This window comes from Vibrio sp. V30_P3S12P165 (assembly GCF_009904905.1).
Taxonomy (GTDB): domain Bacteria; phylum Pseudomonadota; class Gammaproteobacteria; order Enterobacterales; family Vibrionaceae; genus Vibrio; species Vibrio fujianensis.
The window spans coordinates 1-21,956 of record NZ_WXWH01000019.1 but is presented as its reverse complement, the minus strand read 5'-3'; the positions used below and the strand labels follow the sequence as shown (position 1 = coordinate 21,956).

Sequence of the window (21,956 nt, the reverse complement as noted above, 5' to 3'; positions counted from 1 at the left end):
GTTTAAGCCTTATTCGCTTTGATAGCAGGCTTATCCGATAACACTTTACCATCCTTAATAGTAATGATCCGCCGAGTGCGCTGCGCCAGTGCCACATCATGAGTGACAATAATCAGCGTTCGTCCCGCTTGGTGGAGTTGATTGAACAGGGCTTCGATTTCAGCGCCTGATGTTGAATCCAGCGCCCCTGTGGGTTCATCGGCCAAAATGATTTGTGGGTCATTAACCAGTGCTCGAGCAATAGCCACTCGCTGTTTTTGACCACCCGATAGTTGATTGGGTTTATGATAGAGGCGATCGCCCAAACCAACGCTCTCTAATAAATACTTTGCCCGTTGACGCCTTTCTTTCAACTTCGTTCCGCTATACACCAGTGGCAGAGCGACATTGTCAATCGCATTCGCATAATCAAGTAAATTAAAACTTTGAAAAACAAAACCAATTTTTTGATTTCTTATCTTGGCTAACTGGTGATTGCTTAACGATGATACTTGTTTGTCTTCGAGTATATAGTTACCACTGGTTGGGGTGTCCAAACAGCCAAGAACATTCATTAAGGTCGATTTGCCTGAGCCAGATGGACCAAGAATAGCAAGGTATTCCCCTTTATTGATATTCAGTGAGACATTATCCAGCGCTTTGACGTGTTCTTCACCACTTCGATAATGCTTACAGATATTGGAGAGTTGCACGAGAGGAGATTGATCATTCACTTTGTAATGCCTCTAATGGAGTGATATTTGCTGCGCGATTAGCTGGAAACCAAGCCGCAATGACGCCGATGATAATTAATGCTGCCATAACCAAAAGCAGAATTGGCCATGATAGTTCTGGTTGAGGTTTACCTAACTGATCATAAAGAAAGTTACCTTGCAGTGGTAATTGTTGAATAAGACGGATAAGTGCGTAGCTAAAACTCAATCCAACGATTCCCCCCATAGCCATCGTTAGGATGGATTGCACTAAATAATGCAGGCGAATATTGGTGCTGGTAGCGCCAACCGCCATTCTGACACCGATATCTCGCGTAGCGCGTTTGACGGTTGCATACATTACATTGGCAATCCCAATCCCTGCAACGCTTAAAGTCACAAGACCAATCACCCCTAAAAAGCTTTGCAGACCGAGTAAAAAGCGTTGCATGGTTTTTTGTCTGAGTAGCATGTCTTGGGTTTGAATTAACTGCTCATCACTGAGATCGGCAGAATATTTTCTGGCTAACACTTGTTTAATCACTTGAGCTAATTGTTCGCGATCTGCCTGTGCTGTGGGTTTGACATTAATCGCCGTAATCGGTTGATTGGGATAAAAACGTTGCCAAGTACTTAAAGGAACAAATAACGAATAATCAATGGGTAAGCCATCTTCTACTAGTGAGCTATTGGTTTTAATGACTCCAATTACTGTGAAGTCTTCATCACCGACTTTAACGATTTTACCGACGGGATTGATGGTTAACACGGGCGATTGCAGGAAATCCTCGTCGCTCTCTTGATTAAACAACTGACTTGCAGTGGTATAACCCAACACGATGACTTTACGCTGTTGCTGCTTATCTAATTGATTAAACCAGCGACCGCCGGGCATCATTTCTATCCCTGTCAATTGAGCATAATCAGGACTAACGGCATAGGGCGTTCGCCAACTGCTGTTTTCTTGGTAACTGACGGTTTTCTCCCACACAGCACTGACTTCTGCTTGTTGTACATTGGGCAATGCACGGATTACATCGACATCTTGAGCTTGTAAAGTCACGGCTTGGCCGCTAAAGAATCGCCCACTATTGATAGTGGCGTAGCCGGGAGTGATGTAAATCAGTTGACCATTACCGCTTTGCGAGGCGCGGGTTACCCCTTGTTTTAGCCCTTCGCCGCTGGCTAACATGATGCTAATGCACAAGGTTCCCCAAGCGACGGCAAGTATCGTGAGCAAAAGACGCTGTTTTTCTGCCAGCATTTCTTGAACAATTTGTCTGATTGGCAGCATGCTATCCTCTCGCACTTAAAGCTAACACTGGCGTTAAATGGGCGGCACGGCGCGCCGGAAAATAAGCGGCACATAACGCGAGGCAAGTGGTGATCAAGAGCGAGCCAATGATCGATGCGCTGGTGATGATCGGCGTACCCAGCCATTCAGGCAAATCCAATTGATTGAGCGTTGCAATGGTTAAATACGAGAGGCCAATACCGAATGTACAGCCAAGAGCAACCAATAACGTGCCTTCGAGTATAAATTGCCAGAGAATAGTGCTTGGGGTTGCCCCAACCGCCAGTCGCACACCTATTTCTCGTGTTCGTTCTGTCACCGATAAAAACATAATATTCGCCACGCCTAACGCGCCAACGGCAAGTGTTATCATGCCACTCGCACCTAAAAACAGCTGAATACCGCGAAATAGCGCATTGATAAATTGAGCACCACTACTGAAGTCTGGTAAATAAACCGCTTCGCTATCGGTTGGATCATAGTGTTGCTGCTTGGCAAAAAACGTTTGTATGGTGTGACGTAAAGCCAGTCCGGGAATATCTACTTTAGGTTTTACCAATAGAGAATAGGGTTTACTTTGCCATAAATCGGTAAAGGTCGTGCTAGGGATCATCAATTGATTACTTTCATTATTTAATGATACACCGCCTTCTTTTTGCTCAGTGATACCAATAATAAAAAAGGGTACGCCATTGACCTTAACGCTATCGCCGAGCGCCAATTGACCGACTTGGGCTAATTGCCAACCGATGATTGCTACTCTCGCATGATTGAGTACATCATTAGGGGTTATCGCACGCGACGCCGGACGTAAGGTTAGACTTTGTAAAGCAAAATAATGCTGATCAACCCCAGCGACATAACCTGGTAGTGAGCGTCCTTGATCGTTGGTGACGTTGGCATCCCATTTTCCGTACATCACCGACAGTTGCTCTATCGCTGATTGTCTGGCTAACGCGTGCATTTGCTCCTCGGAGATCCGGATCGGTCGTTTCGCTGGTAGCCCTTGCCATGGTTTAGTCGTTTGACTAGGAAAAGCCATCTGAGTATCACTCATCAGTAACGCAAAGGATTGAGTATTCACTCGATAAAAACCTTCACCTAAAGCGACCAAAACCAGTACCGACAGCATTCCCCAGACAATAGCAATAATGGCTAATGTGCTGCGCAAGCGGTGTGCCAACAAAGTTTGGGCAACTTGTAGAAATAGGCTGTTCATTACTGCAGTGCTCGTGCGATTAACGCGATACTTTCATCATCTAATTTTCCAACGGTTTTTAGCAAGGCAATGCGATGATGCCAGTAGTCGTATAAACGAGTTTGTAAGGTATGTTTACTATTAAACAGTGCATTATGAGCAGTGATCACCTCAGAAGCTTCGGTCATCCCGGCGTTATACACCGCTTGCTTACTTTCTAACGCAGTTTGTCGCGCCAACACTTGTTGCTGGGCAATTTCAATCCGTTGCCATTCCAATTGCAGTTGATGAAAGCGAGTTTGAATTTCTTGTTGAATATCAATCTCAACTTTTCTTACCGCTTGCTTGTTGTTTAAGATAGTGAGTTGAGCGCGATCCACACTAGAACGTGTCGCCCCATTTAAATCGATAGGCACGCTGAGCGTCAGTCCTGCATTCAAATCACCATCACGACCTTGATCAGTACTTTGATAGGATACGCTACCTGATAACGTCGGGTAATATTTGGCTTCGGCGGCGTCATGGGCAAATTGAGCCGCAGTTAACTCTTGTATGTTGGCTAACAAGGTCGGACTGTTGTCTTTGGCAAGCTTAATCCATTGTTGTTCAGTCGCAAAAGGCAAAGTGGGCTGCTCTGATAGCTGCGTATTGATTTCATTGATTTTATCAACGGGCTGATTAATGAGTGCCGTTAACGCATATTGTTTACTAGCAAGAGCTGATTGTGCGGCAAGTAAAGCTGCTTGCTCATCAACATGATTGGCGCGCATATCTTCTAACTCTGTGGCGCGAATTTTACCGGCCAGATAGCGCTGCTCAGTGATCTGCAGTAATTGTCCACCTTCACGCCATTTTTCTTGAGCAAGATTCAAATCGCCTTGAGCGCTTGCCACATCAAGATAAGCGGTCAGTAAACGGGCAGCAAGGTGATTGTATTCCGCTTTTGCCCGCAGTTGCGTAGCGACATAGTGAGCTTGAGACTGATCAAGCGCAGACCAAGCAGAGCTATCCCAAAGGGTTTGACTCAATACAGCGCCATAACCCCTTTGGTTGTCACCATCATCATTCCAACTGGTTTGCGCCGTGATATTCAGCGATGGGCGTAAGACGCTAGTGGCAGTGGCGACGTCAGTTTGACTAATTTGCGATTGGATTTGCGCCTGCATGTAGGTTGGATCAGCGGTTTTTGCCGCTTGCCAAGCTTGTTCTAACGTAATAGCAAAAGCGGGCTGACTGATCGCAAGTGCTAATAATCCATAACGGGTAAAATTGATTAAGGCATTAGTTGGCATAAGAATGACTCAGCATACTGTTATCCACAATGGTTTGTTGGTTTTCAAGTCCAGATATAATTTGCACATTGATGCCATCGGATAACCCTAATGTTACCGGCTGTGCGGTGAATCCATGTTCTGAATCATCAGCCATTAATACTTCGGCTTGATTACCTTGAAAACGTAATGCATGTTCAGGGATCGTCACGACATCGTCGACTTTCTCTAAGATGATATGAGCGGTGGCTGAAAAACCGGAGCGAAGGGTAATTGTATCAGGAAAGCTCAGTTGGCTAATCTCGACTTCAAAACCATTATCAAACCCTGTGCTATTGGTTGAGCTAGGGTTATTAAGCTTTTCCGATTGCACGGCGACTTTACTTAATACGCCATCGATATTAATGGTTGGAAAGGGCGCAAGTACGACCGTAACTGGCATACCAGCGGCTAATTGCGCGGCATCGTGTTCGCTGACACTGCCTTTAAAAATCATGTTGTTCATATCGGCGATGGTCATTAATTCGGTCGCAGCTTGGCTGGAGGCGGTAGAGATGATTGGCTCACCCACCTCAACGTTTAAATTTAAAATAGTGCCGTCAATCGGAGCGGGAAGGGTGGAGGTTAATTTTGCGTCACCAATCGAGGCTTCACCGCTACGAATTAACTCCAAGTTTTGGCGTTTTTGTACCACATCGGCTAATTTTGACTTCAGTTCCGCTTGAGCTTGGACATAGTCGCCGTAGTTTTTGGGAATAATATTTTGTTGTACCAACCGTTCTAAATTGGCAACGTTTTGTTTTGCTGATTCTAAGCTGGCCTCACTTTGCATTAACATGGTAGTTGCTTCGGTGAGTGCCTGCGGAGTTGGGTTAGGGGTAATTTTAATTAATGGCGTACCTGCAGTCACGTGTTCACCGACCTGGTGGAAAACCTCGCCAACGATACCTTCAATTTGCGATTTGACGGAAACCGAGTGAGCAGGAACGATTTTTCCTACCGCGACGGCTTGTTTTTCAATTTGACCTAATTGTGCCGTGAGGGTTGGCAGTGAAGCTTTGGGTTGAGAAAAATGTGAGTTAACCCAATAACCACTGCCGATTAATACGATGCCGACTGCAATCCAGCGTTTTTTCATGTTAGGTTCCGTAAGTGAGATAAGATCATGAACGTATGATGGTAAATTGATGATTAGGTTCCGCAGATAATCATCAGACAGTGCTTTATGAAAGCTATCTGTGGGTCTTAATACGCCAGATAGCCTAACTGACCATAACCTCGTTTGTCACTCAGTGGTGTGTCTTGAAATGTACGTTTGTGTATAGCTAAACACAGGAAGTGAGTGAATCAAAGCCTTAGACGATTAAGCGAGGGAGATAAAAAGCCACAATCTAAGTGACGTTGTGACTTTTTGTGCGAAGTTTTGCGTTGTTGTGTTAGGTGTTGGTTGTATCAGTCGCTAGCGTTTATTGCGTAAATAGCGTTTACGACGCTCTTCTTTTATTTTCGCTTTTTCTTCTGCTTTGCGGATTTCTTCTTGTTCAACTTCGATTAATTCATTTGGGATCATCTCTGGGTGTTCTAAGGTAATTTGCCCAAGTACCCCTTGACGAAGTTCATGTAACAGAATTTCCGATGCTTTATGCAAATCTACTCGTCCACCAGCGCGCAGCGCGCCTCGTTTTTGGCCGATTGCTTCCATCCATTCCACATCAGACTGCGGTGTGCCATCAACGTGATAACGTGCGGTGAGTTTGTCGGCATAATATTTGGCGAGATACTCGACTGTGTAAAACGCGACATCTTCGTACTCCATTGCGGTATCTTTAATCGCGCCTGTCGCGGCAAGGCGAAACCCACTGTGAGGGTTTTCAACTTTCGGCCATAAAATACCGGGAGTATCAGATAGCACGATACCATTTTGTAAATTGATCCGTTGTTGGCGACGTGTCACCGCCGGTTGGTTACCCGTTTGAGCAATCGCTCGACCAGCCAACGTATTGATGATGGTGGACTTACCCACGTTAGGGATCCCCATGATCATGGTGCGGACATTTTTACCCACTTCTTCACGATGGGGAACCAGTTTGCGACACAAATCGAGAATTCGGTGTACTTCTTGTGGATTCGCCGTGGTGATGGCCATCGCTTTCACCCCTTGCTCTTGCTCTAAATGAGCAATCCACAGCTCGGTCATTTCGGGATCCGCTAAATCACGCTTATTCAGTACTTTAACGCAAGGTTTGTCACCGCGAAGTTGAGAAATGAGCGGGTTTTCACTGCTATAAGGAATGCGTGCATCAAGCACTTCGATAATCACATCAATTTGCGGAATGACTTCTTCAATTTCTTTACGAGCCTTGTGCATATGGCCCGGAAACCATTGAATTTTATTATTAACCATTTGAAAAATATACCTTTTGTTTTTATGGTTAAGCTGGTGGATTATCAAGTGGGATACCAAAAGAAAAAATCAGATAGTGGGGTACTAGAAGTACTTTAAGTGTCACCTGAAGCCACGACAGCATTGTTGTGATCATTTTAACACTTTAACGGTTAGGACGAAAATCTTAGTCACTTTAAAAATCTAACAAGCCAATTTAGACATAGTGCCATTCGGGATAGTCGAAATGTTTTTAGTACCTATCGGAGATAGTGAAAGAAATGAAACATATTAGTCTATGGTATGATTTGTATATTTTACATGTGGTGATTGATAATCAACTAATTGCATTTTATGCAAAAATAGTTTAGTAACTTAAAATTTTTTTGAGATTAACTTAATAAATAGTGATTTGCATCAAGAAATTAGTGCAAAAATATACTTACTGTTAGGCACCATTGTGGAATGAGATGGGGTCTGGTGGCCCTCTTGGTCTTCAAAACCAAAGTGAGCCGCACAGGCTTTGGTAGGTTCGATTCCTGCCTCTTCCGCCAATTATGTCACTATATCAATCGCCTTCGTAGTGACCTTGTTGCATTGATAAGATAACAAGGAATCATTTTGAACTCACAATCACCCCAGCTTTCAGAGGTGAGTGCTTCTCGCATCAATTATCGTCTTCCCCAAGTCGAACAGTTACTACAACTTGCTATTCTTGCTCCTTTTATCAGTCAACTGAGCCGTCCTGTTGTCACCGATATTATTCGAACTGAGCTGGCGAGCATTCGTCAGTCCGAAGCTTTCAAGACCAAAGGGGCTCAGCATATCGATATTAATCTGCGCATTGTGCAGCGCTGTGAGCGCGTATCGTTACAACGTCAGCATCGAGTGATCAATGCCACTGGTATCGCGCTGCATACGAATTTAGGCCGATCGCCATTGCATCGCGAGGTGTGGGATGCGATCTCGGATGTGAATACTGGCTACACCAATTTGGAAATTACTCTGGAAAACGGCAAACGGGGCGGGCGAAACGGACTACTGACCACTTTAGTAAGAAGCTGGCTAGGCACAGAAAATGTACTGTTAGTCAATAATAATGCCGCTTCAATGTATCTGGTGTTGCTGGAACTGGCGAAAGGCAAAGAAGTGATTGTGTCTCGAGGCGAACAAATTCAAATTGGTGGCGGGTTTCGCATTCCCGATATTTTGGCGCTGTCGGGCTGCAAACTGGTTGAAGTGGGTACTACGAACGTTACCACGGCCGATGATTACATCAACGCGATTACCGAAGATACGGCGATGGTTTTGATGGTGCATCAATCGAATTTCTTCATTGGCGGGTTTACCGAATCTCCTGATATTCGAGAGGTAAAACGTCGTTTGCCCAGTCATGTCAATTTGGTGATTGATCAGGGCTCTGGCATGTCAACTGAACGTTTTTCATCAGACGAAACGCAACTGGCGACCTATCTAGACATGGGCGCGGATTTGGTCTGTTTTTCCGGCGACAAAATTTTGGGGGGCCCGCAAGCTGGCCTGATCGCTGGTTGTGATGAACTCATTCAACGTCTGGGTCGTAACCCGATGATGCGCGCATTTCGTTGCGGACGAATTATTTTGTCACTGATGGAAGAGTTGCTGGTTCGTAAGCTTAACCAAGAGACTTCAGGGCAAGGCATTGCTGAACGCACGCTGGCCAACTTGCCGCAGGCGCGTCAATGGTGTGAAACGCTCGCGCAGCGTTGGCATCATAGAGTGACATTTGTGCAACTGCCCACTCAAGTCGGCGGTGGTGCTATGCCTGCACAAACCTATTCTGGTTGTGGTTTAGTGCTGAATACGCCACTGAAACCACAAGCATTACTTGACCATTTACGTCTTGGTACGCCTGCCATCTTTGGTTATTTGCACAACAATCAGGTGGTGTTGAATCTCACCACGGTGCTTGAGGCGGATCAGGCGGCCTTTGTCGAACGCTTAGATAGTTTTTTTCAACAGCTCGACCGTGGTGAACACGCATGAGTGGTATAGAAATGTTACCACAGACTGTTATTGGTCTAGCGGGTCACGTCGATCACGGTAAAACCACATTAGTAAAAGCGTTAACGGGTATGATGACTGCACGCCCGCACGAACAAGCGCTCGGCATGACGCAAGATTTGGGATTTGCTCATTTCGAAGACCAACAGGGCCGCACCATAGGCATCATTGATGTGCCGGGGCATGAGCGCTACGTGCGTAACATGGTGGCTGGCGTGTGGCACATCAATATTCTGTTGTTAGTGATTTCCGCCACCGAAGGGTGCATGCCGATGACTTTCGCCCACATGCGCTTGGCGCACGCGATGGGCGTGAAAAATATCGTGGTGTGCATCAACAAAAGTGATCTCGTGAGTGAACAAGTACTCGCAGAAGTTGAAGAGTCGGCATTAGAAAGCATTATGGACGTTACGGGCATCGTACCTGAAGTGGTGTGTGTGAGTGCGCTGACGGGACACAAGATTGATACGTTGCGCCAAACCTTACTCGACATGGTGACGCGAGTTGAACCGTCCGACGCGATGCCGGGTGATAGGACTACGCCGCTGCTGTATGTTGATCGCGTGTTTGTAGCCAATGGCGTCGGCACGATTGTAACCGGAACGCTGGCCCAAGGTACCGTGAGTGTTGGTGATAAGTTACTCAGTCCAACTTATGAAACGACGGGGGCGATCCGTTCGATTCAGTGTTATCACCAACAAGTGAATGAGATCTCGGCCACCTGCCGTGTGGCGCTCAATATTAAAGGTTTAAGCCGAAAACAGGTGCAACGTGGTGATTTGCTATGTGCGCCGTCGGCCCCGGTGACACTTACTGACAGTTGCATTGTACGGCTGAACGATCGTTATAGCGATGCGAGTTTAACCCGTTCGAGCGAAGTGGAAGTTGCGGTGGGTACGTGGCATGGTCTTGCGCAGTGTATTCCATTGCCCAATACCCATTTGGCGCGTTTGCTGTTTCGTCAGCCACGGCCGATGTTTTTTGGTCAGCGGTTGGCGATCATTCAAAGCAACGGTCATGGATTGCTGGCACAAGCCGATGTGGTGTGGACGTCGTTTATCGCAAAAGCGCGTAAACGTGCGATCTACCAGGCGTTGTCTAGTTTGCCTGAAACACTGACGGCGCACGCGCAACTGAACATGCTGCTGCAATTACAAGGCTATTATTCGGTGGCATTATTGTGTGGCGAATCGGCGATGCAAGGCGTGGTCGAAGGGCAGTATGTGTTTGATCCGCAATGGCTAACCGAGACGCAAGCGCGTCTTATTCAATTATTATCGGAAGGGCGCGCGATGGGGGCGGGTGAACTGTCGAGTTCGCTACAAATCGAGCCAGAAATTGTACAAGTACTGACACAACAACTCAAACAGCAACAACGTATTTTTTACAGCTACGCGAAATGGCAGTTGGGTAATGGACCAAGTGAAGATGAATTGCCCGAGGTGGCGAAAAACATTTTACGGCTTGCACGTGAAGCGGGGCAGGCTGGTTTGGAGCTTAATAAAGTTTCGCTTGGCCAAGATAAAAAATGGCTTCGTCAACTCGCGCATCAGAAATACATCACCGCCATCGATGAACAAATTTACTTCGACATGGCGGTGTATCAGGCATTGGTTAGTCAAGCCATTGGCAGCAATCACCCCCAAGATCGCATTACCTTGCAAGAGATAAAACAACGGGTAAGTTTGAGCCGGAAATACCTTATTCCGTTTGTGAATCGAATGGAAAAAGATGGCTGGTTACGTCGCGATGATGAGGTTCGAATCATCCTAAAATCGTCCAGCAAATAAGCTAAAGTGCAGCACAATATAACATCAAAACGGCAGAGGGAATTCCTTCTGCCGTTTTGTTTTTTAAGCAAGAAAATGTGAATGTCGTCACAAGTGTCGACGATGCGTGTCGAAGGAGAGCGCAACAGCAAATGATATGTTTAAATATACAACAATTCTGGGGGTTTAATTTGTTTAACTTATTGTTTTTAAATGATTTAAATTTAAATTTACGTTTTGGCATGTTTTATGCTTTTCAATGGGTACAATTAACAACCAGGGTATACTATGAAAAGCTTTGTGGTTGCCGACCCAACAAAATGCATTGGCTGTCAAACATGCATGGCAGCGTGTTCCGATGTGCATAAAAAGCAAGGGTTGCAAAGTCATCCTCGCTTAACCGTAGTCAAGCATAACGACGCGACTGCGCCGATTATGTGTCGACATTGTGAAGATGCACCTTGTGCAACGGTTTGTCCGGTTAACGCGATCAAAAAAGAAGAGGATCGCATTCTCTTGCAAGAAACATTGTGCATAGGTTGTACTTTATGTGCTGTGGCGTGTCCTTTTGGTGCGATCGCGCTGGATGGCAGCCGTCCCGTAGCTATGGCAAATAGCTATGAAACCTTTATCCCTTCTACCCCCCGTTCTAGTAATCCTTGTACTTCGAATCCGAAAAGTTTTGGCCACGATCTTCTGGCTTGGGAACCGGGCGTGAAAAGTATTGCAGTGAAGTGTGATTTGTGTGGATTCCGCGATAAAGGTCCTGCGTGTATAGAAGTGTGTCCAACAGGTGCGATTGTGCTGGTGGACGAAGCGAGTGCTTTGCAAGCGCGTGATGCGAAACGTGAAGCGACCTCTAGCGTGTCTGCTATTGTCAAAATGGAGCCGTATTCATGAATCCTCTTGTGCTTACCGCCTTATCTCTGTGTGGTTATATTGGCGCTGCATTTGTTGCTATGTTCTCTCGCCATCATGAGCGGGAAAATCTGCGCTTATCCTGTGTGATCAGTATGTTTTCGGGCATATTGAGCCTAATTTCTGCTGTAGCGGTGATCGTCCATCCGGTTGGTTATACGCTGCAATTTAGCTTGTTTTACGATGTGTTTTTGCTGGATAAATTATCCGCGTTATTACTGTTGGTGATTGCAATTGTTTCCATCGCCGCTGCGGGATACGCGATGAATTATCTTGATGAGTACCTAGGCCAGGGAGCCCGTTCTATTACGGTATTATTTAACCTGTTTGCCGGTGCAATGACGGTGTTAGTTACCGCCAATCAGGCGATCGCGTTCTTAATCATTGTGGAAATCATCTCACTCAGCTCGTTTGCTTTAGTGATTCAAGGAAACACGGCAGCACACCGTAAAGCAGGTTTACATTACTTGGTGATGGATCATGTGGCGAATGTGTTTATTGTCGCGACCTTTGCGATTTTAGCTTACCACGCAAACAGCTTGATATTTAGTGATTGGATCGCCACGCCACCTCAAGGTGAAATGGCGTCGCTAACCTTTGTACTAGCGCTGATTGGTTTTGGCATTAAATCGGCCGGCATATTCTTTCACGAATGGCTACCCAAAGCATACCCACTGGCACCGTCACATTGTGCGACGCTGATGTCGTGTGTAATGGTGAAACTGGGTGTGTACGGCTTGCTGAAAGTGGCTATTGTTTTTCTCGGTGCAACGCAATGGTGGTGGGGACTTGTAGTACTGATTTTTGGTGCTTTGTCTTCGGTGCTCGGTGTGATGTTTGCTTTGGCTGAACACAACATCAAACAGCTCTTGGCCTATCACTCGGTAGAAAACATTGGGATTATTCTAATGGGTGTCGGTGTAAGCATGATGGGCATTGCGACCGATCACATGGTGATTGCCGTGTTGGGTCTGCTGGGCGCGTTGTATCATTTGCTTAACCATGCTGTGTTTAAAGGCTTATTGTGTTTGGGAGCTGGCTCGCTGGTTTATCGCCTGCACACCAAAGACATGGAAAAAATGGGCGGTTTGGCGAAACATATGCCACAAACAGCGCTAACTTTTCTGATTGGTAGCATGGCGATCTCTGCCCTGCCACCATTGAACGGTTTTGTCAGTGAATGGTTTATTTACCAGTCGCTGTTTTCGATTAGCCAAACGGGTAGCGTGGCACACCTAGTCTTTGGCCCGTTTGGCGCGGTGATGTTGGCATTGACGGGGGCATTGGCATGCATGTGTTTTGTCAAAGTGTACGGTATCTGTTTTGGTGGTGCGCCGAAATCTGAAGCGGCGGAAAAGGCTACCGAAGTGGGCCGAGCGATGGTCAATGCCACCATTGGTTTGTCTGTGTTGTGTGTGGTGTTGGGCATTGCTGCACCATGGATTGCACCTTACATCGCCGATATTGCTAGCGCAACGCTACGAACAGGGGCCGTGACTGTGGCACAAGACATTACCTTGTTCCCAGCCAGCAATATGCAAGCTCTGCTATCTACCCCGATTATTTTATGTGCACTTGCTCTGTTGCTGTTAGTACCAATGGCCATTTTGGCTTTCCACAAACGTCAACGTTTAGCCAATCGCCACCAAGGTGATCCTTGGGCGTGTGGTTATCAGTACCAACAAAAAATGACGGTTTCTGCGGGAGGCATCACTCAGCCGATGCGTCACATGTTCCGCTATATCTACCAGTCTCGACCTAACCGCACTTGGATGGAGCGTTTTTTACTGTCTCAACCTCCTGCAGGAGAAGAAATCTCGTGTCGAGCTTACCGTAGAACCATGATGTTCTGGATTGGCTTTGTTGTGCTTTGCACGATCTTTTTCCCGTTGATTTCTGGAGTTATGTAAATGTATTCACTAGAAATGCCCAGCTTAAACTGGGTGATCTTTGCGGTGTTTCAAGCATTGCTGATGTTATGTCTGGCACCGTTGGCGACTGGTTTTTCTCGTGTTATTCGAGCCAGAATTCACTCTCGCCGTGGTCCTGGCATCCTGCAGGATTATCGTGATATCGGTAAGTTATTACGTCGTCAATCGGTGGCACCAGCCAATGCCAGTTTTGTGTTTTGGATGATGCCTTGGGTACTGCTGATCAGCTTGTTACTGGTTGGTATGTCACTGCCAACACTCACTAGCATGTCACTGTTTCCGGTTTCTGGTGATTTGATCACCGACATTTATCTGTTAGCGATAGGTCGTTTCTTCTTTTCGTTGTCCGGTATTGACTCTAACAGCATGTTTGCCGGTATGGGCAGTAGCCGCGAATTAACATTGGGTATTCTGATTGAACCCATCTTTATTCTCGCAATTTTCATTATGGCATTGGGCGCTGGGTCGACCGACCTTGGCGTGATCAGCCACACCGTGCAAAGTGGCGAGTGGGCGCGTCCGGTGACTTATCTATTTGCGGGGATTGCGTGTGCGTTTGCGGTATTTGTGGAAATGGGCAAATTGCCGTTTGACAGTGCCGAAGCAGAACAAGAACTGCAAGAAGGCCCAGTGACGGAATATTCTGGTGCGGGTTTGGCGATGGTGAAACTGGGCTTGGGATTGAAACAGTTAGTGGTGGCTCAGCTATTTTTGGCCATTTTCATTCCTTGGGGACGCGCGGCGAATTTGGACGGTGCAACGCTATGGAGCGCTGCGTTAATTCTGTTGGTAAAACTATTCGTTGTGTTCTTGTTAGCTGGCATTGTCGAAAACTGCATGGCGCGTATTCGGTTTCTCAACATGCATCGAACGGTTTTCCCCGTTATTGGCGGCACCGTTCTCGCGTTGGTCTTTTTTATTTTGGGTTGGTAACAGATGATGACAATGAATACACAAAACGATGCCTTGGCAAAAACGGGCAAACACTATCTGGCGGGGTTGGTGCAAAAATTCCCGAATGCCATCCTTGAAGAAGAGTGGCAAACCACGACTCAAGTTACCATCACGGTGAAAATGACCTCGCTGGTTGAAGTGATGCAATGGCTTTACTACGATCAAGGCGGTTGGCTGACAGTGTCATTTGGTAACGACGAACGCAGCATTCATGGTCACTTTGCGGTGTACCACGCGTTGTCGATGGAAGGGGTTGAAAAATGCTGGATCACCGTCAAAGTATTGGTGGATGGCAACAGCCAAGAGTTTATTTCTATCACACCAACCATTCCTGCAGCGGTATGGGGCGAACGTGAAATTCGTGACATGTTCGGTCTGCGCCCAGTAGGCCTGCCTGATGAGCGTCGCTTGATCTTACCGGATGACTGGCCAGACGATGTGCACCCACTACGAAAAGATGCGATGGATTATCGTCAGCGTCCACAACCGACCACGGAAACTGAAACATACCCGTTTATCAACCAACGCGGTGATGATTCCAACCGCATCGTGCCAGTTGGCCCAATGCACATCACTTCCGATGAACCCGGACACTTCCGCCTGTTCGTAGATGGTGAAGATATCGTTGACGCCGATTACCGGATGTTCTACGTCCACCGAGGCATGGAAAAATTGGCCGAAACTCGCATGGGTTATCACGAAGTGGCTTTCTTGGCCGACCGCGTTTGCGGGATTTGTGGTTTCACCCACAGTATTGGTTACGCCAATACTGTTGAGAACTCGCTGAATGTCCAAGTGCCATTACGTGCGAAAATGATCCGTACCATTTTGCTTGAAGTTGAACGTTTGCACAGCCACCTATTGAACATTGGTTTGTCGAGCCATTTTGTGGGGTTTGACTCAGGCTTTATGCAATTTTTCCGCGTGCGTGAAAAAACCATGGAACTGGCCGAGCTGCTGACAGGCGCACGAAAAACTTACGGTATGAACCTGATTGGCGGTGTTCGTCGCGACTTTTTAAAAGCGCAACGAGAAAAAGGCATCGCGATGGTACGTGAAGTTCGCCACTCATTCCAAGCGTTAGTGGAAGTATTGCTGTCAACACCGAACATCGATAGCCGTTTGGTGGGGGTCGGTGTGTTGGCAAAAGACATCGCACGCGATTTCAGCCCAGTTGGCCCGCTGATTCGTGGTAGCGGTTTTGAGCGAGATGTACGTGTTGTACATGGTCAATCACTAGAAGCGTACGCCAACGTGCCGATTGAACTGCAACACATGGGCAACGGCGACGTGCAATCTCGCGTGATCGTGCGCATTCGTGAAGTGTTGGATTCTCTCAACATCATCGAATACGGTTTAGATAACCTGCCAGCCGGTGCGATTTTGACGGAAGATTTCGAATACACACCCTACAAATTTGCGCTCGGCTTTACCGAAGCGCCGCGTGGTGAAAACGTTCATTGGAGCATGACGGGCGATAACCAAAAACTGTTCCGCTGGCGCTGCCGAGCGGCCACTTACGCGAACTGGCCAACCCTGCGTTATATGTTACGTGGTAACACCGTAGCAGATGCGCCGCTCATTATTGGTAGTTTGGATCCTTGCTACTCTTGTACTGACCGCGTGACCATTGTGGATACCAAGAAAAAGCGTAGCCAAACCGTGCCCTACAAAGCCATTGAGCAATACAGCGTGAGCCGTAAAAACTCACCGCTGAAAGGACTGTGAGGTTGTCATGATTAAATTACTCAAAACCATTCTCAAAACTGGTGTCGTCACGGAAAAATATCCGTTTGCACCATTTGAGGTTGCCGAGGACTTTCGTGGTAAACCAGAATTGAATGCAAGTCAATGTATTTCGTGTGGTGCGTGTACTCGCGCTTGTCCTGCGAATGCCTTGATCATGGAAACCGATGAGCAGAAAGGCACCCGCCGTTGGGAGTTATCTCTGGCGCGCTGCATTTACTGTGGTCGCTGTGAAGAGGTGTGCCCAACTCACGCGATTGCACTCTCCGAAGCGTTCGAATTGGCCGTAACCAAAAAAGAAGATCTGTATGAAAGTGCCGAGTTTGAATTGGCTAATTGCATCTGCTGTAACCGTCCGTTTGTAGCGAAAAAACTGCTCAATTACGTGGTGGATTCCCTCGAGCAAGCGGGGTTGCGTGGTGAAGCGCTCGCTACCCGTCGCCGTCAACTGGAAACCTGTCCGGCCTGCCGCCGGGCAGACAACATGCTTGATGGCACCAATTTGGCGACACATCGTTATATGACCAGTCCTAATGATTTAATCCTGATGAGTTTGGAGGATATGTGAAAGGTATTAAGCAACTGTCTGGCGAAAAACACACTACCGCCGTACCAGTCGACGTCTCTCCACAGCATGAGAAGCTGAAACAAGTGCTGATCAAGCAGATCAAACGTTCTGCTTACGTTTACCGCGTGGACTGCGGCGGTTGCAATGGGTGCGAAATCGAAATCTTCGCTGCGACGACACCGGTCTACGATACCGAACGTTTTGGGATCAAAGTGGTGGCATCTCCGCGTCATGCCGATATTTTATTATTTACCGGTGCGGTAACGCGTGCTATGCGCGCTCCGGCGCTACGTGCGTATGAAGCTGCACCGGATCCGAAAATAGTGGTCTCCTATGGCGCATGCGGTTGTGACGGCGGTATTTTTCACGACTTGTACTGTGTGTGGGGGGGAACAGATAAAATCGTGCCAGTCGATGTTTACATTCCGGGCTGTCCTCCAACGCCTGCGGCGACCCTGTACGGTTTTGCGGTGGCGCTTGGTCTGCTTGAGCAAAAAATGCATGCCAAACAGCATGATGCGCAATCCACTTCTGCCACATTGCGTCATACCGGTATCCCGATGGATATCCGCGTGATGGTGGAACGTGAAACGCGTCTATTGGCCGGTTACCGCCAAGGTAAACGCATCGCTAATGAACTGTTAGCGGTGCTGGCAAATAGTACAACTGACAACGTTGACAGCAATGTTAGTTGTTACTTGAGTGAGCGCGATGACCCACGCTTGAGCGACATTGTCAACAGCGTGATGCGTTCTGTGATGCGTCAAATCACTGGTGGCGATCAACCTAAAGGGGCTTGTCATGGCTGTTAGTGAATCGCGCCATTTGGATGGCCAAGTCTACTTTTACCGCTTGAGTCGTAAATTTGTCGATGACAAATACGATGTGCCCGACGAAGCGAAGCAGATCATGTATTACAGCCTGACCATCGGCCACCACCTTGGCATTGTCGATTGTTTGAAATCTGAAATGCAATGTTCGGGGCAGGAGTATTTGACTTGGATCTCTGCTCTTGATGAACACAGCGAAGCGTACCGCAAACTGAAAGGCTTTTTGATGTTTGGTGAAATCAGTGTATTTCCCGAGCATATTCACATGTTGGCGATAGCGCTTGACCACATTGATAGCACCACACAATCAGAAAAAAGCCAGCAGTTGACGAAAGGCATGATCGCGATTTTGAATGCGATCTATAACGAACCAACGATGTATTTGATGATTCGGGGTGGAGCATGAGCCAAGACTTACTGTTAACCGTTGGCAATAATATGATGGGAGATGATGGCGCAGGCCCACTGTTGGCACAACTGTGTCGCGAGAATCCAGTGGGATGGAGTGTGATCGAAGGTGGCACCATGCCGGAAGATAGCTTGCATCTGATTCGAAAAATTCAGCCACGACGTGTTTTGGTTGTGGATGCGGCCGACTTTGGCGAAAAGGCGGGTGAAGTGCGGATTATTGAGTCTGAGACCATCGCTGATATGTTTATGGTATCAACGCACAGTTTACCGCTGAACTTCCTGATTGATGAGCTAAAAACGTTCGTACCCGAAGTTACATTTGTCGGCATTCAGCCTGCAATTGTGGCCTTCTCGTTTCCGATGACCGAAATGGTTACCGAGGCCGTGACCGAGTTACATCGTCGTCTTCCTGAGTGGCAAGGCCATGGTGGTTATGAGAGCTGCTAACTCGTGATTACGCTGAGTATCGACACTTATGTCGAAAATTACCGACATAAGTGTCGATATCGTTATCCGCTCAGTTAAATCATCGTGATGATTCGATATTTTATCACGAATTTTTTATTGTTTTTATTTTAAAAACAATGAGTTAAGGTTGATTTTTTGACCTTTGAAATATTGGCACACATTGTGCTTATAGGGGCTGGGTGGTTGACTCGGTCCTATCGACACAGAAGGATATCCCATGAATCGATTTATCTTTGCTGACGCTAATAAATGTATTGGTTGTCGCACTTGTGAAGTGGCCTGTGCGATTTCACATCAAGATGAAGGTATCGGGACACTGCAAGATCGTGAGAGTTTTTTACCTCGGTTAGAGGTCATTAAAAATGCTCACGTCACCACGCCGGTGATGTGTCGTCAATGCGACGATGCGCCTTGTGCTCAAGTGTGTCCTAATAACGCGATTGTCCACGAGGACGGTTACATTAAAGTGATTCAATCGCGGTGTATTGGCTGTAAAACCTGTGCCATTGCTTGTCCCTACGGAGCAATGAATGTGGTTACAACCATGGTTGAAGACACATCACGTAGTGCTTTATTTGCTCGAAAAGTGCCTAAATCACAAGCGATTAAATGTGATTTATGCGCCCATCGTGCTAATGGACCTGCGTGTATGGAGGTTTGCCCAACAGGTGCGATTTCTCTGATTGAACCAGAGGAAATTCATCAAACCAGCCAGAGCAAACGTGAAGCGGCTGCCAGCCGTATCGCGATTCTCACTGTCTGATTTCTTGAAATAGTTAAGAAGGTAACTATGAAAAAATCCATTGTAGTTTGTCCGTACTGTGGTACGGGATGCAAACTAAAGCTACTTGTTGAGAACAACAAAGTAGTGGGCGCAGAACCGGCCGATGGTCGGACGAATGAAGGGCAATTGTGCCTGAAAGGTTATTATGGTTGGGATTTTCTCAACGATACTAACTTACTGACTCCTCGTCTTAAAAAACCCATGATTCGTCGTACTAAAGACGCGAAATTGGAAGCGGTTTCTTGGGATGAAGCATTAGACTTCACGGCTGAAAAGCTGATGGAAATCAAAAGCAAATATGGTCCAGATGCAATCATGACAACCGGTTCGGCTCGCGGACCTGGTAATGAAGCTAACTTTGTGATGCAAAAGTTGGCGCGTGCCGTTATTGGAACCAATAACGTCGATCACTGCGCTAGGGTGTGACACGCGCCATCAGTCTCCGGTCTGGAGTCAACAGTAGGTAATGGAGCAATGAGCAATGCCATTCCCGAAATTCAAGAAACAAAATGTTTGCTCATTTTCGGTTACAACGCAGCGGATTCTCATCCAGTTGTAGCAAGACATATTATCAAAGCGCGTGCGAATGGTGCCAAGGTCATTGTTTGTGATCCACGTAAGATTGAATCTGCGCGTATTGCGGATCAGTGGTTGCCACTGAAAAATGGCTCGAACATGGCGCTGGTGAATGCACTGGCTTACACTATCATCGAAGAAAACCTGTACAACAAAACCTTTGTTGAACAATACACTGAAGGGTTTGATGCGTTCTACGATATTGTTAGAAATTACGCACCAGAAACGGTAGAGGCAATAACGGGGCTCGATGCGGCATCGATTCGTTTAGCCGCTCGCACTTATGCGGCTGCGCCCGAAGCGATGATTCTTTGGGGCATGGGCGTGACCCAATACGGTCAAGCGGTCGATGTTGTTCGTGGCTTGGCTGGCCTAGCAACATTGACAGGTAACTGGGGGCGTCGTGGCGTGGGTTGTGGCCCGGTTCGTGGTCAAAACAACGTACAAGGTACGTGTGACTTAGGTATGTTGCCGCACCAATATCCAGGTTACCAAAATGTGACTGATGATGCGGTCCGCGCGAAATTCGAAAAAGCGTGGGGAGTGTCTTTGTCGCCAAACCCCGGCTACCGCCTGACTGAAGTGGGTCATAAAGTCGCAGAGGGTAAATGCAAAGCCTTCTATATCTTTGGTGAAGATCCTGCTCAGACAGAAGCTGACCTGAACGCGATGCGTAATACGTTGCGTAAGATGGAACTGGTTATTGCACAAGATATCTTTATGACCAAAACGGTTGAAATGGCCGACGTGGTTTTTCCTGCCACCAGTTGGGGGGAACATGAAGGTGTCTACTCAAGTGCTGACCGTGGTTTCCAACGTTTCTATAAAGCGGTTACCCCGCCAGAAGGCGTGAAACCCGACTGGGAAATCTTCAGCTTGTTAGCGACTCGCATGGGATATCCAATGCACTACAACAATACCCAAGAGATTTGGGATGAGTTGCGTTCATTGGCACCACTTTACGCCGGTGCAACCTACGAAAAAATGGCGGATCTGAAATCGGTACAATGGCCTTGCCCAACCGAAGATCACCCAGGAACATCGTTCTTATTTGAAGGCAATAAATTCACGACACCATCAGGTAAAGCGCAGTTCATTGCCGCAGATTGGCGTCCGCCGCTAGAACAACCGGATGAAGACTATCCACTGGTATTGTCAACCGTGCGTGAAGTTGGCCACTATTCTTGTCGTTCAATGACGGGTAATTGTTCTGCACTGTCAGCTTTGGCTGATGAACCAGGATATGTTCAGATGAACCCACAAGATGCAGAAAAATTAGGCATTAAAGATCAACAGCTTGTTTGGATTTCATCGCGTCGCGGTAAAGTTATTTCTCGAGCAAGTTGTAGTGAACGAACCAACAAAGGTGTGGTGTACATGACCTACCAATGGTGGATCGGTGCTTGTAATGAGCTGACGATTGAACATCTGGATCCAATCTCAAGTACGCCGGAATTTAAATATTGCGCCGTGAAAGTTGAGAAGATTGACAATCAAGATTGGGCTGAAAATTATGTACAAACTGAATATAGCAACATGAAAGCGCGATTAAAGTCGCAAGTTGAGTTTGCTTAATTCGGTAATCAATAGCTCTTCGTATGCGTTTATTATGCGTTTATAATGCTAATAAATACGAAGAGCTATATAATTTATTATTGTTGTTATGAATAAAACAGAAAAAGAATTAACTGCCTTTTCTAAGGCAATGTTGCTAATTCATGGTATTTCTGATCTGCTTACATTTCTTCATAGTGAAGAGTGTGAATTTTTACATGTAGAGAGAATAAATATCATTCTAAATGATGAACGGCTAGGTGAAGCGGTCGTTTATTTTTTTGATGCCAATAAGCAAATCCAAAGTGATGTGGTATTTCATCATAATATTGATAATTATCATCAAAGTTACGAAGAAAACGTTTATCAACTTGACGGTGTTGATTTTTACTATTCACACCCTAAGCTAGCTCAGCATCCGGCTTACCAGAATGTGCGTAGTTACTACAAGATTCCGTTAGATAAACAGCTAGGTGCTATCGAACTGATTAACCCGATGTTTGACCAATTAGATGGAGGTGAAAATCAATTTAAATTATTTAATAGTATGTTGGTTTCATTTATTA

At 46.6% G+C, this 21,956-nt stretch carries 18 protein-coding genes, 1 tRNA gene and 1 pseudogene; 14 read left to right on the top strand and 6 right to left on the bottom strand.

Annotated elements, in window-relative coordinates; all coding sequences use genetic code 11:
* Window positions 1-2: 2 nt before the first annotated feature.
* The 6 genes from CAG57_RS04660 to ylqF form a co-directional block, all read right to left on the bottom strand.
* Window positions 3-713, bottom strand: coding sequence for an ATP-binding cassette domain-containing protein (locus tag CAG57_RS04660; RefSeq protein WP_161430813.1), 711 nt, complete (start codon window positions 711-713; stop codon window positions 3-5).
* The gene (locus CAG57_RS04655) at window positions 706-1,986 is read right to left on the bottom strand and encodes an ABC transporter permease (protein WP_161427198.1); all 1,281 of its coding nucleotides are present in this window, start codon (window positions 1,984-1,986) and stop codon (window positions 706-708) included. The genes CAG57_RS04660 and CAG57_RS04655 overlap by 8 nt, the downstream gene beginning before the upstream one ends.
* A gap of 1 nt (window position 1,987) precedes the next feature.
* Window positions 1,988-3,205 carry an ABC transporter permease gene (locus CAG57_RS04650; RefSeq protein ID WP_161427197.1) on the bottom strand — a complete coding sequence of 406 codons (1,218 nt, stop codon included), beginning with the start codon at window positions 3,203-3,205 and terminating at the stop codon, window positions 1,988-1,990.
* Window positions 3,205-4,476: a TolC family protein gene (locus CAG57_RS04645; RefSeq protein WP_161427196.1), complete on the bottom strand. Its 1,272-nt coding sequence runs from the start codon at window positions 4,474-4,476 to the stop codon at window positions 3,205-3,207. Before CAG57_RS04645 ends, CAG57_RS04650 begins: the two co-directional genes overlap by 1 nt.
* A complete protein-coding gene (locus tag CAG57_RS04640) occupies window positions 4,466-5,593 on the bottom strand; it encodes an efflux RND transporter periplasmic adaptor subunit (protein WP_161427195.1) in 1,128 nt (375 codons plus the stop codon). Before CAG57_RS04640 ends, CAG57_RS04645 begins: the two co-directional genes overlap by 11 nt.
* A 321-nt stretch (window positions 5,594-5,914) precedes the next feature.
* Window positions 5,915-6,859 (bottom strand): ribosome biogenesis GTPase YlqF, encoded by a 945-nt coding sequence (ylqF, locus tag CAG57_RS04635; protein WP_161427194.1) that lies wholly within the window; start codon window positions 6,857-6,859, stop codon window positions 5,915-5,917.
* A 441-nt stretch (window positions 6,860-7,300) separates the two neighbouring features.
* Here ylqF and CAG57_RS04630 point away from each other — a divergent pair.
* The 14 genes and pseudogenes from CAG57_RS04630 to CAG57_RS04565 all read left to right on the top strand — a co-directional run.
* Window positions 7,301-7,392 (top strand) — tRNA-Sec (locus CAG57_RS04630).
* Between the two features lie 67 nt (window positions 7,393-7,459).
* Entirely contained in the window at window positions 7,460-8,863 is a 1,404-nt protein-coding gene (selA, locus tag CAG57_RS04625) for an L-seryl-tRNA(Sec) selenium transferase (RefSeq protein WP_161428526.1), read from the top strand.
* A complete protein-coding gene (gene selB, locus CAG57_RS04620; RefSeq protein ID WP_161428525.1) occupies window positions 8,860-10,671 on the top strand; it encodes a selenocysteine-specific translation elongation factor in 1,812 nt (603 codons plus the stop codon). The genes selA and selB overlap by 4 nt, the downstream gene beginning before the upstream one ends.
* 267 nt (window positions 10,672-10,938) lie before the next feature.
* Window positions 10,939-11,550 (top strand): 4Fe-4S dicluster domain-containing protein, encoded by a 612-nt coding sequence (locus CAG57_RS04615; protein ID WP_161428524.1) that lies wholly within the window; start codon window positions 10,939-10,941, stop codon window positions 11,548-11,550.
* Complete coding sequence (locus CAG57_RS04610) at window positions 11,547-13,478, top strand: proton-conducting transporter transmembrane domain-containing protein (protein WP_161428523.1); 1,932 nt, start codon at window positions 11,547-11,549, stop codon at window positions 13,476-13,478. The genes CAG57_RS04615 and CAG57_RS04610 overlap by 4 nt, the downstream gene beginning before the upstream one ends.
* Window positions 13,479-14,432, top strand: coding sequence for a respiratory chain complex I subunit 1 family protein (locus CAG57_RS04605; RefSeq protein WP_161428522.1), 954 nt, complete (start codon window positions 13,479-13,481; stop codon window positions 14,430-14,432).
* Window positions 14,433-14,435: 3 nt separating this feature from the next.
* On the top strand, window positions 14,436-16,181 hold the full coding sequence (locus tag CAG57_RS04600; RefSeq protein WP_161428521.1) for an NADH-quinone oxidoreductase subunit C: 1,746 nt from the start codon (window positions 14,436-14,438) through the stop codon (window positions 16,179-16,181).
* A gap of 7 nt (window positions 16,182-16,188) precedes the next feature.
* Window positions 16,189-16,767 carry a formate hydrogenlyase complex iron-sulfur subunit gene (locus CAG57_RS04595; RefSeq protein ID WP_161428520.1) on the top strand — a complete coding sequence of 193 codons (579 nt, stop codon included), beginning with the start codon at window positions 16,189-16,191 and terminating at the stop codon, window positions 16,765-16,767.
* A complete protein-coding gene (locus CAG57_RS04590; RefSeq protein WP_099611308.1) occupies window positions 16,764-17,579 on the top strand; it encodes an NADH-quinone oxidoreductase subunit NuoB in 816 nt (271 codons plus the stop codon). Before CAG57_RS04595 ends, CAG57_RS04590 begins: the two co-directional genes overlap by 4 nt.
* The gene (locus tag CAG57_RS04585) at window positions 17,569-18,003 is read left to right on the top strand and encodes a formate hydrogenlyase maturation HycH family protein (RefSeq protein ID WP_099611307.1); all 435 of its coding nucleotides are present in this window, start codon (window positions 17,569-17,571) and stop codon (window positions 18,001-18,003) included. The genes CAG57_RS04590 and CAG57_RS04585 overlap by 11 nt, the downstream gene beginning before the upstream one ends.
* Complete coding sequence (hycI, locus tag CAG57_RS04580) at window positions 18,000-18,455, top strand: hydrogenase maturation peptidase HycI (RefSeq protein ID WP_099611306.1); 456 nt, start codon at window positions 18,000-18,002, stop codon at window positions 18,453-18,455. The genes CAG57_RS04585 and hycI overlap by 4 nt, the downstream gene beginning before the upstream one ends.
* A 238-nt stretch (window positions 18,456-18,693) precedes the next feature.
* On the top strand, window positions 18,694-19,239 hold the full coding sequence (locus CAG57_RS04575; RefSeq protein WP_099611305.1) for a 4Fe-4S dicluster domain-containing protein: 546 nt from the start codon (window positions 18,694-18,696) through the stop codon (window positions 19,237-19,239).
* Window positions 19,240-19,266: 27 nt separating this feature from the next.
* A complete protein-coding gene (gene fdhF / locus CAG57_RS04570; RefSeq protein ID WP_161428519.1) occupies window positions 19,267-21,411 on the top strand; it encodes a formate dehydrogenase subunit alpha in 2,145 nt (714 codons plus the stop codon).
* Window positions 21,412-21,499: 88 nt separating this feature from the next.
* A pseudogene (locus CAG57_RS04565) lies at window positions 21,500-21,956 on the top strand (sigma 54-interacting transcriptional regulator); the annotation flags it as partial.